Below are 12,419 nucleotides of genomic sequence, written 5' to 3'. Positions count from 1 at the left end.
ATGAAAGCTATTGTTATTACCCAGCCCGGCGGCCCGGCCGTGTTACAGCTCCAGGAAAAAGAACGGCCCACCCCAGCTGCCCACGAGGTCCTGATTCGGGTGGCCGCTGCGGGCGTCAACCGGCCTGATGTGCTGCTGCGCCAGGGCAAGTACGGCGGCTCAGGCGACGTGACGAACTTGGTGCCCGGCCTGGAGCTGGCCGGCACCGTAGAGGCCTGCGGAGCCGCCGTGACGCGCTGGCAGCCCGGCGACGCGGTGTGTGCCCTGCTCACGGCCGGCGCTTACGCCGAATACGCCGTAGTCGACGCCCGCCACTGCCTGCCCGTGCCCGCCGGCTGGACGCTCCCGCAAGCCGCGTCCCTGCCCGAAACCGTGTTTACCGTCTGGCACAACGTATTCCAGCGCGGCACCCTGCAGCCCGGCGAAACCCTGCTGGTGCACGGCGGTAGCAGCGGCATCGGCATCACCGCCATTCAGTTGGCCGCCGCCCTGGGTTCTACGGTTTTTGCCACGGCCGGCAGCGCCGACAAGTGTAGAGCCTGCGAGGAGCTGGGCGCCCGGCGCGGCATCAACTACAAGGAGGCAGACTTTGAAGCCGAGCTGCGGGAAACTGGCGTCGACGTGGTCTTGGATATGATTGGCGGCGACTACACGGCCAAAAACCTGAACCTGCTCAAGGATGACGGCCGGCTGGTGTTCATCAACGCCATGCGCGGGCCCCAGGCTGCTTTCAACGCCCTGGAAGTCATGCGCCGCCGGCTTACCATCACCGGCAGCACCCTGCGCCCCCGCTCGGCCGACTTCAAAGCGGCCCTGGCTGCTGAAGTCGAGCGGCGCGTGTGGCCGCTGCTGGCGGCGGGCAAGTTCAAGCCCGTCATCTACCGAACCTTTTCCCTGGCCGAAGCCGCCGCCGCCCACGAGTTGATGGAAAGCAGTGAGCATATCGGCAAAATTGTGCTTATAACGAGTTGATAGGTTAGTACTTGTGTCATTGCGAGGAACGAAGCAATCCGTCCTCTTAAATGTGCGGAGTTACCTTAAGTGAAAAGCCCTTTACTATTGCGGTAGTAAAGGGCTTTCTGGGTAAAGGTCGGGTCGTGCTTCGCAGAGGACAGATTGCTTCGCGCTGCTCGCAATGACACCAGGATTATGAAATTCGCACTTTCAAGCAACTATGCCTTCTTCCACTTGATGGTGCAGCCGATGGCTTTGGTGGAGCTGGTGGCGGCGGGCTTGCCGGCCAGAATGTCGGTCATGGCTTGCTCCACATACTTGGTTTTGACCAGCTTGGCGTCTTCCGAGTTGTCGTCGATGGCGCCGATGTAGCTCACCACGAAATCGGAGCCCTGGCGGGTAACCACGTAGAGGTGGGGCGTACGGGTGGCGCCGTAGGTGCGGGCTACCTGCTGGGTGGCGTCCTGCAGATAGGGGAAAGGATACTTTTTGCTGGCGGCCCGGGCCTTCATTTCGGCAAAGGAGTCGCCGGGCACAGAGGCCTCGTCGTTGGGGTTGATGGCCACCACCGGGTAGCCCTTGGACGCGTACTTCTGGTGCAGCTCGATGATGCGGCTTTCGTAGGCCTTGGCGTAGGGGCAGGTGTTGCAGGTGAATACCACGATGTAGCCCTTGGCGGTCTTATTGTCGGCCAAGGACACCGTTTTGCCATCCACGTTTTTGAGCTTGAAATCGGCGACTTTGTCACCAACCTGGTAGCCGGCCGGGTCGGCCACGAAGCCCGTGAGCAGCACCAGCGTCAGCAGCGCGGGAAAGAAGGAGAGGAGCTTTTTCATGGAGATTGGGATGGAGGTGAAGGGTTTTACAACAGAAACTTATTGATTTCAGCCGTCAGCTCGGGCTGGGTGAATTCCCGCTCAAAGGTGGCCCGCTTGTTTTTCTTTCCGTTCCAGATAACGGTAAACGGAATAGCACCCGACCACTTGGGGTCTACCTTTTCCAGGTAGGAATTTGGGTCCGGCTCATTCAGCAGCACCACCTCCGACTTTAGGTTGCGCTTTAGCACGAAGGGCTTTACCTTCTTGTCGAGTTGGGAGGCGTAGTCCAGGCTCACGAGTAGCACTTTCACCTTTTTGCCGGCCTGGGTGGTATTGAGCTGCTCAAACAGCGGCAGCTCCTTGACGCAGGGTGCGCACCAGGTAGCCCAGAAATTGACCACGTAGGTCGTGTCGTTCTGCTGGCTCAGGCGCTTTTGCAGGTCCGCGAATTTGATAACCGAAACCTGTTGGGCCCGGCCCGGAGCCGCCCACAGCAGGCCCGCGGCCAGGAGCAGAGTTGAGAGGTACTTCATGGATGCAGCAGGGTTTAAGAGAAAGACAGTTGAGCCGGCCGAAAGTTGCTGCCCGGCCGCCCAGGGCCGCCACCCGCGCCGGGCTGGTACCGGACAAACTCGGCTTTATCCCGCGTAAGTGCCAACGTGTCCCGGCGCGTAAGCTTGCGTACCTTTGCCTTCCGCAACTTTACGCGACTCTCCGTAGTTTTGGCTACGCCTATCCAGTTTCCCAGCATGACCACTGCCTCCACTTCCAAGATTTACTGCCCCAGCCTGACTCAGTACCAGCGCCGCTTGTCGCGCGAGGTGAAAATCGGGGACCTGCCCATGGGTGGCCTCAACCCGATTCGGGTGCAGAGCATGACTACCGTCGACACGATGGACACCTTGGGTTCGGTAGAGCAGACTCTGCGCATGGTGGAAGCCGGCTGCGAGTACGTGCGCATCACGGCTCCCAGCGTGAAAGAAGCCCAGAACCTGCTGGAAATCAAGAAGGAGCTGCGTAAGCGGGGCTGCACGGTGCCCCTCATTGCCGACATTCATTTCACGCCCAACGCCGCCGAGCTGGCCGCCCGCATCGTGGAGAAAGTGCGCGTCAACCCCGGCAACTACGCCGACAAAAAGAAATTCGACGTCATCGACTACACCGACAGCAGCTACGCGGCCGAGGTGGAGCGGATCCGGGAGCGGTTCCGGCCCCTGGTGCAGATCTGCAAGCAGTACGGCACGGCCATGCGCATCGGTACAAACCACGGCTCCCTGTCGGACCGTATTCTGAGCCGCTACGGCGACACCCCGCTGGGCATGGTCGAGTCGGCTTTGGAGTTTCTGCGCCTCTGCGAGGAAGAAAACTACTACGACGTGGTGCTCAGCATGAAGGCCTCCAACACCCAGGTGATGGTGCAGGCCTACCGCCTGTTGGTGCAGAAGCTCGACGAAGAAGGCCTGCAGCCCTACCCGCTGCACTTGGGCGTAACCGAAGCCGGCGAGGCCGAAGACGGCCGCATCAAGTCGGCCGTGGGTATCGGCACGCTGCTCGAAGACGGCCTGGGCGACACTGTGCGCGTGTCGCTCACCGAAGCGCCCGAAGCGGAAGCTCCCGTGGCCAAGGCCCTGATTGACCGCTACACCAACCGCGCCGCCGAAGCCAAGCCGATTGCGCCGGTGACCCAGGTGCCCATCGACCCGTTCCAGTACTTCCGCCGCTACACCCGCGAGGTGCAGAACCTGGGCGGACAGAACGTGCCCCGCGTGATGGTGGATATTTCCCGCCTCTCGTCGGTAGAATATGCCGATCTGCGCGCCGTTGGCCACTTGTACTCGGCCTTCCTCGACAAGTTTCAGATGAACGACCTGGGCGCCGACTACCTCTACAGCGGGCAGCGCCCCGTGCCCTTTATGCTGCCCAACGGCCTGAAGGAAGTAGTGGACTACAGCGCCTGGCTCGATGGCGGTGCCCGCCAAGACCATTATCCGGTGCTCACCCAGGCCGAATACGCCGCCTCTGGCACGCGGCACGCGGAGCTGAACTTCGTGTTTCACAACCTGGAATCCTTGACCAGCACGGCCCTAGACCAGCTGCGCCAGGATACCACGGCCGTCATTATTCTCTACACCGATAATGCCCACGCCATGCCCGAAATTCGCCGGGCGTTTTTCGAGCTGCTCAACAACGGCATTACCAACCCGGTCATCATCAACCGCCAGTACCCGGAGCTGACGCCCGAGCAAACCCAGCTCTACGCCGCTACTGACGTAGGCGGCCTGCTGCTCGACGGCCTCGGCGACGGGGTGGTACTCAGCACCGAGCTGCTGCCCGAGCGCCCGAAAGAGCAGTGGCTCACGACACTGGACCAGCTCAACCAGCTCAGCTTCGGCATTTTGCAGGCGGCCCGCACCCGCATGTCCAAGACCGAGTACATCAGCTGCCCCAGCTGCGGCCGGACGCTGTTCGACCTGCAGGAAACCACGGCCATGATCCGCAAGCGCACCGACCACCTGAAGGGCGTCAAAATCGGCATTATGGGCTGCATCGTGAACGGGCCCGGCGAAATGGCCGACGCCGACTACGGCTACGTGGGCGTAGGCAAGGGCAAAATTGCCCTCTACCGCGGCCAGGAAGTCATCAAGAAATCCGTGCCCGAGGAGCAGGCCGTGGACCAACTCATCGAGCTCATGCGCGAGGACGGCAAGTGGCTGGAAAAGGAAATGCTGGAAGAGCCAGTGGGCGCCTAACCCGGGCTGACGAAGCGTATGTGCTATTGCGTGTATATCGGGGCCGACGCCGCATTGCCCTTGGTTGGGTTTGATAAGACCAATTCGGCCTTCAGCCTGGAGCCCGTGGCTGGCTGGGAAACGACCGTAGCGCAGCATTTCTCCAAGCAGAACATCTACTACGCGGGCTCCTGGCAGGGCTGCTCCTGCGGCTTTGCCGGCGGCATTGATCTGGAGGATGTTGCCTTGGTCGCTAAGAACTTACGCTCGGTACGGGCGCTGCTGGCCTACCTCGATTCGGCTTTGCAGCTGGAAGATACCATTGAGTTTTACACCTGTTGGACCGGCAACCAATGGCAGGAGCCCGAGCAAAGAAGGGTGGAAAGCATGTATACGGTCAGGGCCGAGCCCGCTTATTTTGAGCTGGAAGAAGACGTGCTAATAACTTTTACCCGCAAGCAACCTTCCCTGTGAAGAATCTGAGCTTTAAGCATCTGCCACAGATGAAAGTAGCCCTCGCCGCTATTCTCACGCTCTCTTCCTGCTCGACGGCCATTACGACGCCTCCCTGGATGAGAGGCCGCTGGAAAGACTCGCGGGATGCCGGGACGGAGTACCGGTTTGATGAAAAAGCCCTATTGGTTAAAACCTCGGCTCAGCCAAGTTGGCAGGACTGGTTGAAGTCCGGGTTCGAGTGTGAGTACTGCTGGTTTCATCAGGACGAAGAGTTTCACTTCGACAATCGGTATGTGCTGAAAACAAATCATTATCAAGGTCAGGAGTCGATTTACTATATAATTTACAAGCGGATCGACGACTCGAGAATAGTGGTGTATGACTCAACCCGAACCTCTTATATAAATTCAGATATAGGCAAAAGAGTATTTCTTCCGTTTGCCCGCCATTGGCAAATGGAGTTAGTTAGAGAATAAACCTGCCTTAAAACATCCGCCCCGCTCATCCGTCTACTTGCTTATGAAGATCAAAGCAATTCTGACCGGGGCTACCGGCATGGTGGGCGAGGGGTACTGCACGAAGCCCTGAACCACCCCGACGTGGAGCAGGTGCTCAGCATCAGCCGCAAGCCCTCGGGCGTAACTCACCCCAAGCTGCGCGAAATCATCCACGCCGACTTCCACGACCTGACCCCGATTCAGGACCAGCTGACGGGCTATAACGCCTGCTTTTTCTGCCTGGGCGTGTCGTCGGTGGGTATGAAGCAGCCCGAGTACCAGCGCCTGACCTACGACCTTACCCTGCACTTCGCCCGAACCCTACTGCCGCGTAACCCCGAGCTGACGTTCTGCTACGTCTCGGGCGCCGGCACCGACAGCACCGCCCACGGCCGCAGTATGTGGGCCCGGGTGAAGGGCCGCACCGAAAACGACCTGCTGCAGCTGGGCTTTAAAAGTGCTTATATGTTCCGACCCGGCTTTATGAAGGCTACGCCCGGCTTGCATCATACATTGTCTTATTACAAGTATTTCGGCTGGCTGTACCCGGCGCTGCGGCAGTTTCTGCCTCGGTACGTTTCCACTTTGGCCGAGTTAGGGCAGGCCATGCTGAACGTGGTGCGCAAAGGCTACCCCAAGCCCGTACTGGAAGTGCCCGACATTGTAGCGCTGGCCAGACAGTAAGCCCGTGCAGAAGCTACACAATGGGCTTGCGGTGATGCACAAACTTCTGCTTCAGCCAGAAGAAGGGTACGCCCAAGCCTATGATAAAGCCCCAGTCGGCGCCGAAGCGCTCCAAGCCTTCTAGGGCCAGATCAAAGCGGCCCACGGCCAGGCCGGCCCCAATTAGGGCAGCAGCCGGAATAAAGGCCATGGCAATAAGCGGCCCGGCCTGGAAGCTGCGGCGGTAGGCGGCCAGGATGACCACGCCCGCCACCGCCCCGGCGGCGGCCACCAGCAGCTCCATCAGACCCGGATGCATCAGGTTTTTCACTTCAGAGTTGGAGGCCAGCTGCTCGGCGGTGGTTTCTCCGGTAGCTACCAGCACGTACATCGTTAGGGCGGCCGTGAGAACCAGCACCGCATAGCCCACCAGCGCCGACTGAATGCCGCGCCATACCAAGGGCCAGCGTTGTAGCACCAGCCCCACGGGTACTTTGGTCATGGGGTCGAAGCCGGGGGCAATGATGGCGGAGGCAATGAAGGCCACGGCCTGGGGCACAGGGTCCGACACCAAGCCCACCGCGCAGATAAGACCACCCAGAGCCATGAGCAGCAGGTAGTTGGTGGTAATGGTGCCCTGGTGGCGCAGGCCGCTTTCCACTTCCTCCCAAATGGCCTCGTCCTTGTCGTCGATAATGACTTTATGATCAGTGGGGGAAATAAAGCTGGCTGCCTCGCTGGTGACTATGCTCAGGTCGTTTTCGTTCGGTACGGCTGCCCGCACCTGCCGCAGCACTTCGTCGGCCCCGCGGTTGAGCACGTGTACCACCAGCACGTCGCCGGCGGGCTTGCGCGAGGCGCCGGGCTGTACGCTCAGGCCTATAACTTCGTCCAGAGCCGTAAGCTGCTGGCATAGAGGGTCCGTTACCGCGGTTGGCACGGTGATTTCTAAGGTTCGATGCATCGGAAAGAATAGTATAGAAAGCCGCTGACGGCAGCTGGGCAGTAGAGGGTGTACGGGTGGCAAGCCGCTGCTGTTCGTGAAATATGGCGGTGGGGCCTAACCCGGCCCGTTTACTACCTTTGCCCGCCTACCCACTTCTGCCCATGATTCGCACCGTCATTTTCGATATGGACGGCGTGCTCGTCGATACCGAGCCGCTCCACCACGACGCTTTTTTCCGCCATTTTGCCGAGCTGGGCATTCCCATGACGCAGGAGGAATACGCCACCTTTCTGGGCGCTTCCACCCGCAACGTATACCAGCAGCTCAAGGAACAGTTCGGGCTGGAAGCCGACGTCGAAAACCTGATCCAGCGCAAGCGGGAGCTGTTTGGCAAATCCTTCGACGAATCCACGGAGCTGGACCTGCTGCCCGGGGCCCGGGCCCTGATTGAGGATTTGCACCGGGCCGGCGTACCGCTGCAGCTGGCCTCGTCGGCTTCCAAGGAAACCATTGCCCGCGTCTTTACCCGTTTTGGCCTCTACCCGTACTTCGACCATCTGGTCAGCGGTGAGGATTTTCCGCGCTCCAAGCCTGATCCGGCCATTTTTCTGCACGCGGCGCAGTTGGCCGGTATTCCGCCCCACGAGTGCCTGGTTATCGAGGACTCGGCCAACGGCGTGACAGCAGCCAAGGCGGCGGGCATGGTCTGCATTGGTTACAAGAGTGAGCATTCCGAAGGCCAGGACCTGCACCACGCCGACCAGGTCGTGTCGCACCTGGGGCAGCTGAGCGCCGCAAGTATTCTGGCTCTGTAGCCCAGATTACCCGCAGTATCCTTCCCCATGAAGATCTTAGCTCTTGCTCTGACGGTGGTTCTGCTCAGTGCCGGGCGGGCCCGGGCCCAGGTGCCGGTTCAGACGCAGTTTGCCCTGCAGCGCGGCTGGCTGTATTTCAGCCCGCCGGCGCAGCGCCTCGTGCTGGATACCGTGGCCGCGCCCGGGCGGCAGAATATTCCCACGACTTACACCACGCTCGACGGGTACCGGCTGGCTCTGCAGGGCTCGGGGAGGTTTTTGTGGTGGGGCCCGACCATACAACCGGGCAGCACCATGCCTACGGCGGCCAAAACGGAGGCTGGCCCGTGCAGCTGCTGGCGTATGCCAACGGTCGGCTGCTGTTCCTGGCTACTTCCGACGGCTACCTGAGGGCCCGCCGGCTCACGTTGGTGGAGTTAAACCTGGCGGCCAATTCCTGCCGAGAAATCGTGCGGGGCAAGCAGATTGCCGACGTGCGCTACGCCCCGGATTTGGGCACCGTATATTTCACCCGCAACGGCCAGCCCGGCACCTGGCAGCGCCCGGCGCAGTAGCCCGCTGCCCGGCGCCCACTTTTCCCGACCAGCACCGTATGAGAATGCAGAGCTAGGGGAGACGAATCAAATGGCTAACCGCATTCTAAAATTGCCCGAACTGGGGCTGCTGGTTTTTCTGCTGCGCGACAAGCCCCAGGCCGAATACCTGCTGGCCAAGCTCTACACTTCCGAAGTCCGGGAAATGGACGAGGTCCAAACCGGCAGCCTGCGCTTCGTAAGCCCGCAGGAGGAGCGCCGCCTCGGGGAAAAAATTGCCAGCACCCGCTTCCTGGACGAAGACGGGGTACCGGTATTTGTGTCGCTCTACCTCGACCAGCGCGGGGAGCTCTACGAGCTGGACTGCTGGAAGGTGGACGACACGCCCCTGCGCCGGATTCCGGCCTTTTAAGCCGGTGCTGGGTTCTTATTTGCAGCCGTCCTTGCGGCGCGTGTCGATGATGTGCACGATGCGCCAGCCCTCGGCAAACTTGACCAGCTGAAACGAGTTGTAGCCGCAGTGGCTGAACTTGGAGCCCACGTAGAACTGGTAGGGCGTCCAGACACTGGCCAGGTTGGCATCCACCAGCACCTGCTCGAAGCTGATCCGCTCGTCGTAGACCTCCTTATGCGGCGTGCCCACGAGCCTGAGAAATTCCGCGGCCTTTTCCGTGCCGGTCTGCACCACGCCGTTGCGGCTCATAATGGTATGCAGCACTACGCCGGTCGCCAGCGTATTGCGCACCATCGTGCTGTCGCCCTTGCGCATACCGTCGAAAAAAGTGGTAATGGTTTTCTTAACGGCGGCCGTTTCGCTGGGGCTGCTTTGGGCCAGGGCGGCGGAAGCCGGCAGCAGGAGCAGGGCAGCGAGGAAAAGTCGATTCATAGGGGCTCGGTTAGGGGAAGTATGTCAAGGTAACGGGTTTCTGCGCACGGTTGCTTCCCTCACCCGGGGCGGGTTGTAACAGCCGGTTGTGTAGCTTGCGCCCTAGTAGCAACCCCTACCATCCTGGCATGCCTTCGACCTTTCCTCGCCTCACTCAGGAGTTGCAGCAGCAGGGCTTTGTCGTGCTGCCCACCCTGCTGCAACCCGCCGAAACAGCCCGCCTTCTACATGCCCTGGAGCAGGCCCCGAGCAGCGGACCCAATTTCCGCCGCAGCCAGGACCTATTCGCCATCCGCGACGTGCTGGGCGAAGTTCCTGCCTTGCAGCCCATTCTGGCTGCCTCGGCGCTGCCGCAGCTGTTGCAGGCGCTGTTTCCGAAGGGTTGCCACCTGGTCAAGTCAATCTACTTCGATAAGCCCGCGCATTCCAACTGGCTGGTGGCCTGGCATCAGGATCTGATGATCAGTGTAGACCGTAAAGCCGAGCTGCCGGGCTACGGCCCCTGGACCAGCAAGCCCGAGGGAGTGGCCGTGCAGCCGCCCCGGGCGGTGCTGGAGAACATCTGCACCATCCGCCTCCACCTCGACGCTTGCGACGCCACCAACGGGGCCCTGAAAGTAGTGCCCGGCTCGCACCGGGAAGGGCCGCTAGCTGGGGCCGAGCTGCCGGGCCGCACTACCGGGGCGGTGGTGTGCGCTGTGCCGGCCGGGGGCGCTATGCTCATGAAGCCCTTGCTGCTGCACGCCTCCAACCGCAGCCGCAGTGCCCGCAGTCGACGGGTGCTTCACCTCGAATTTGCTTCCATTGACCTGCCCCAGGGCTTGCAGTGGCGGGAAAAGCGTGAGCTGCTGTAGCTGCCTGGCGAACTTAGCTGGGCCTTAAATACAGGCGTTGGTTATGCTGCGAATTCCGAATATTTTCGGAATCTATTTACCTTTCCGGTAAATCATTCCGCCCCTCTGGGTGTTCTATTTCTGTACTAAAAGCCCACTGATATGGACGGCCGCAACCTGTTTAACTTTGGTCCCGCTCTCGGATATTTCTTCCGGAAAAACGACCCCAACCGCAAAACCAACTTCAACCTGCGCACGATGCACTTCATCAATAAGCTCAGCATGGCCATGTTCCTGGTCGGCCTGTGCGTGGTGCTGTATCGATTGTTTACGCGCTAGGGGGTAAGTAATTATATATCAGGCCTTCGGCCGGCGAACGGGCCGGTCGAAGGCTTCTTTTTTCAGCTGATTTCAGCCGCTAGTATATGCATATCGAAGAGTTCCGCGACTACTGCCTGCTCAAAGCCGGCGTGACCGAAGAAACCCCGTTCGGGCCTGATACTCTCGTCTTTAAGGTGGCGGGTAAGGTCTTTGCCCTTACCGATATCGAAACCTTCGGCAGCATCAACCTGAAGTGTGACCCGGAGCGGGCCGTGGACCTGCGCGAGCAGCACGACTACGTGCTGCCGGGCTACCACATGAATAAAAAGCACTGGAATACTGTGCTCATCGGCACCGGGATTCCCGCCGGGCAGTTGCGGGAGTTGATTGACCATTCCTATGAGCTCGTGAGGGCTTCCTTGCCCAAAAAGCAGCGCGAGGAGCTTGCTGCTGCCGAGCAGGAAAGCTAGTCCCGTTTTTTGTTTGTTAGGAGCAACTGCTTGAGGACAAGACTTAGCAGCAGCCGGCGGAAGGAAGGGCTCAGAAGCAGCAGGCAGGAGTCGAGGTAGCCAATTTGCTATATAGGCGCCGGGCGAGGCTAAAATAGTGGCAGCCAAGCCCAACCAATGGCTTTGCCATATTTGCTGCCGACCTTTGCGCCCGTCAGCTCCTCCATTCTGCTTTAATGTCCAAAAAAGCCGCTGGTCATACCAGCCTGATTCTGCTGCTGGGCCTGCTCACGGCCTTCGGGCCCATGAGTATTGATATGTACCTGCCCGCCTTCCCGGCCATTGCCCGCGAGTTTGGCGTGTCGATATCGGCGGTACAGTTTACCCTGGCTTCTTATAACATCGGTATTGCTCTGGGGCAGCTGCTCTACGGGCCTTTAGCTGACCAACTGGGCCGCAAGCCGAATCTGCTGGCCGGCATGCTGCTCTACGGGCTGGCTGCCGTAGGCTGCGCCTTTGCCACATCCGTTGATAACCTGATTGTTGTGCGCTTCCTGCAGGCCCTGGGCGGCTGCGCGGGTATGGTCCTGGCCCGGGCCATTGTGCGTGACCGGTTCGACGGGAATGAGTCGGCCAAGGTGTTTTCCACCCTTATGCTCATTATGGGCGTGGCCCCGATTCTGGCGCCTACTGTGGGCGGCCTTATCATTGCCCACCTCGACTGGCGCTATATTTTCGGCCTGCTGGCCCTGCTGGCTGCCCTTACGCTGGTGTGCATTGTGCTGGTACTGCCCGAAACCTTACCCGTCGAGCGGCGCAATCCGGTGGCAGTACGCAACTCGTTTCAAACTTACGCAGCCCTGCTGCGCGACCGGGAATTTGTGGGCTATGCCCTGACGGCGGGCATGGTACAGGGCGGCATGTTTACTTATATCACCGGCTCCTCGTTTGTGTTCATGAACCTCTTTGGGCTCAGCGAGCAGCAGTTCGGCATCCTGTTTGGCCTCAACGCGGCGGGCATCATCACCGCTTCACAGGTTAATAACTTACTGCTCAAGCGCTTTACCTTCCAGCAGATTCTGCGGGCCGTGACGGTGTTTTACCTCGGAGCGGCCCTGGTGCTCCTGTTGATGGCCAGTACGGGTTGGTTGGGAATCTATGGCATTGCCATTCCGCTGTTCTGCACCGTGGGCTGCGTCGGGCTGGCCGTGCCCAATGCCACGGCCGGAGCCATGATGCATCACGGCAAACAGGCTGGTAGCGCCTCGGCCTTGATGGGCACGCTGATGTATAGCTGCGGGGCCCTAGCAGCCATCAGCGTCAGTGCCCTAGCCAACAATACTGCTCTGCCTATGGCTGCCACTATTACCGTCTGCGCTGTATCTAGCTTGTTGATTTTTAGAACGATGGTAGGCAATGTTAAGGCGCGAGAGCAGAAAGTAGTAGCGTAAGACAAGATCTAACTTAACGTGTCATTGCGAGGAGGCACGACATTCAGCGTATCAAGCGGCGTCAATCC

General features: G+C 60.2%; 17 protein-coding genes. 13 read left to right on the top strand and 4 right to left on the bottom strand.

Annotated features, from left to right (window positions below):
- Window positions 1-972 (top strand): NAD(P)H-quinone oxidoreductase, encoded by a 972-nt coding sequence (locus MUN79_RS20865; RefSeq protein WP_244674510.1) that lies wholly within the window; start codon window positions 1-3, stop codon window positions 970-972.
- 200 nt (window positions 973-1,172) lie between these two features.
- Here MUN79_RS20865 and MUN79_RS20860 read toward each other — a convergent pair whose 3' ends face one another.
- On the bottom strand, window positions 1,173-1,790 hold the full coding sequence (locus MUN79_RS20860) for a thioredoxin family protein (RefSeq protein WP_244674509.1): 618 nt from the start codon (window positions 1,788-1,790) through the stop codon (window positions 1,173-1,175).
- A 26-nt stretch (window positions 1,791-1,816) separates the two neighbouring features.
- Window positions 1,817-2,305: a TlpA family protein disulfide reductase gene (locus MUN79_RS20855; RefSeq protein WP_244674508.1), complete on the bottom strand. Its 489-nt coding sequence runs from the start codon at window positions 2,303-2,305 to the stop codon at window positions 1,817-1,819.
- A gap of 216 nt (window positions 2,306-2,521) precedes the next feature.
- Here MUN79_RS20855 and ispG point away from each other — a divergent pair, with 216 nt between their 5' ends.
- The 4 genes from ispG (at window position 2,522) to MUN79_RS20835 (ending at window position 6,138) form a co-directional block, all read left to right on the top strand.
- The gene (gene ispG, locus MUN79_RS20850; protein WP_244674507.1) at window positions 2,522-4,522 is read left to right on the top strand and encodes a (E)-4-hydroxy-3-methylbut-2-enyl-diphosphate synthase; all 2,001 of its coding nucleotides are present in this window, start codon (window positions 2,522-2,524) and stop codon (window positions 4,520-4,522) included.
- A gap of 18 nt (window positions 4,523-4,540) precedes the next feature.
- Complete coding sequence (locus tag MUN79_RS20845; RefSeq protein WP_244674506.1) at window positions 4,541-4,975, top strand: hypothetical protein; 435 nt, start codon at window positions 4,541-4,543, stop codon at window positions 4,973-4,975.
- Window positions 4,972-5,433: a hypothetical protein gene (locus MUN79_RS20840; protein WP_244674505.1), complete on the top strand. Its 462-nt coding sequence runs from the start codon at window positions 4,972-4,974 to the stop codon at window positions 5,431-5,433. Before MUN79_RS20845 ends, MUN79_RS20840 begins: the two co-directional genes overlap by 4 nt.
- 123 nt (window positions 5,434-5,556) lie before the next feature.
- Complete coding sequence (locus tag MUN79_RS20835; protein ID WP_311136539.1) at window positions 5,557-6,138, top strand: Rossmann-fold NAD(P)-binding domain-containing protein; 582 nt, start codon at window positions 5,557-5,559, stop codon at window positions 6,136-6,138.
- Window positions 6,139-6,151: 13 nt separating this feature from the next.
- On the opposite strand, the gene MUN79_RS20830 is transcribed toward MUN79_RS20835, so the two are convergent.
- Complete coding sequence (locus tag MUN79_RS20830; protein WP_244674504.1) at window positions 6,152-7,081, bottom strand: DUF389 domain-containing protein; 930 nt, start codon at window positions 7,079-7,081, stop codon at window positions 6,152-6,154.
- Between the two features lie 143 nt (window positions 7,082-7,224).
- On the opposite strand from MUN79_RS20830, the gene MUN79_RS20825 reads away from it, so the two are divergent.
- The 4 genes from MUN79_RS20825 to MUN79_RS20810 all read left to right on the top strand — a co-directional run bounded on the left by MUN79_RS20825 (window position 7,225) and on the right by MUN79_RS20810 (window position 8,823).
- Window positions 7,225-7,878, top strand: coding sequence for an HAD family hydrolase (locus tag MUN79_RS20825; RefSeq protein WP_244674503.1), 654 nt, complete (start codon window positions 7,225-7,227; stop codon window positions 7,876-7,878).
- A 27-nt stretch (window positions 7,879-7,905) separates the two neighbouring features.
- Window positions 7,906-8,268 (top strand): hypothetical protein, encoded by a 363-nt coding sequence (locus MUN79_RS20820; RefSeq protein WP_244674502.1) that lies wholly within the window; start codon window positions 7,906-7,908, stop codon window positions 8,266-8,268.
- A gap of 17 nt (window positions 8,269-8,285) precedes the next feature.
- A complete protein-coding gene (locus MUN79_RS20815) occupies window positions 8,286-8,432 on the top strand; it encodes a hypothetical protein (RefSeq protein WP_244674501.1) in 147 nt (48 codons plus the stop codon).
- Between the two features lie 70 nt (window positions 8,433-8,502).
- Window positions 8,503-8,823, top strand: a complete 321-nt coding sequence (locus MUN79_RS20810) for a DUF6984 family protein (protein ID WP_445991683.1) — start codon at window positions 8,503-8,505, stop codon at window positions 8,821-8,823.
- 15 nt (window positions 8,824-8,838) lie between these two features.
- On the opposite strand, the gene MUN79_RS20805 is transcribed toward MUN79_RS20810, so the two are convergent.
- Entirely contained in the window at window positions 8,839-9,297 is a 459-nt protein-coding gene (locus MUN79_RS20805; protein ID WP_244674499.1) for a nuclear transport factor 2 family protein, read from the bottom strand.
- Window positions 9,298-9,425: 128 nt separating this feature from the next.
- Between MUN79_RS20805 and MUN79_RS20800 the strand changes: the two genes are divergently transcribed.
- The 4 genes from MUN79_RS20800 (at window position 9,426) to MUN79_RS20785 (ending at window position 12,351) form a co-directional block, all read left to right on the top strand.
- Window positions 9,426-10,151 (top strand): phytanoyl-CoA dioxygenase family protein, encoded by a 726-nt coding sequence (locus MUN79_RS20800; RefSeq protein WP_244674498.1) that lies wholly within the window; start codon window positions 9,426-9,428, stop codon window positions 10,149-10,151.
- Window positions 10,152-10,292: 141 nt separating this feature from the next.
- Window positions 10,293-10,469, top strand: coding sequence for a DUF6728 family protein (locus tag MUN79_RS20795; protein ID WP_170061838.1), 177 nt, complete (start codon window positions 10,293-10,295; stop codon window positions 10,467-10,469).
- Window positions 10,470-10,555: 86 nt separating this feature from the next.
- Window positions 10,556-10,921, top strand: a complete 366-nt coding sequence (locus MUN79_RS20790) for an MmcQ/YjbR family DNA-binding protein (protein WP_244674497.1) — start codon at window positions 10,556-10,558, stop codon at window positions 10,919-10,921.
- 215 nt (window positions 10,922-11,136) lie between these two features.
- Window positions 11,137-12,351 (top strand): Bcr/CflA family multidrug efflux MFS transporter, encoded by a 1,215-nt coding sequence (locus MUN79_RS20785; protein WP_244674496.1) that lies wholly within the window; start codon window positions 11,137-11,139, stop codon window positions 12,349-12,351.
- The last annotated feature ends 68 nt before the right edge of the window (window positions 12,352-12,419 follow it).

Origin of the sequence: Hymenobacter cellulosilyticus, from assembly GCF_022919215.1 — a bacterium.
Lineage (GTDB): Bacteria > Bacteroidota > Bacteroidia > Cytophagales > Hymenobacteraceae > Hymenobacter > Hymenobacter cellulosilyticus.
This window is presented reverse-complemented; position numbering and strand designations above follow the sequence as displayed.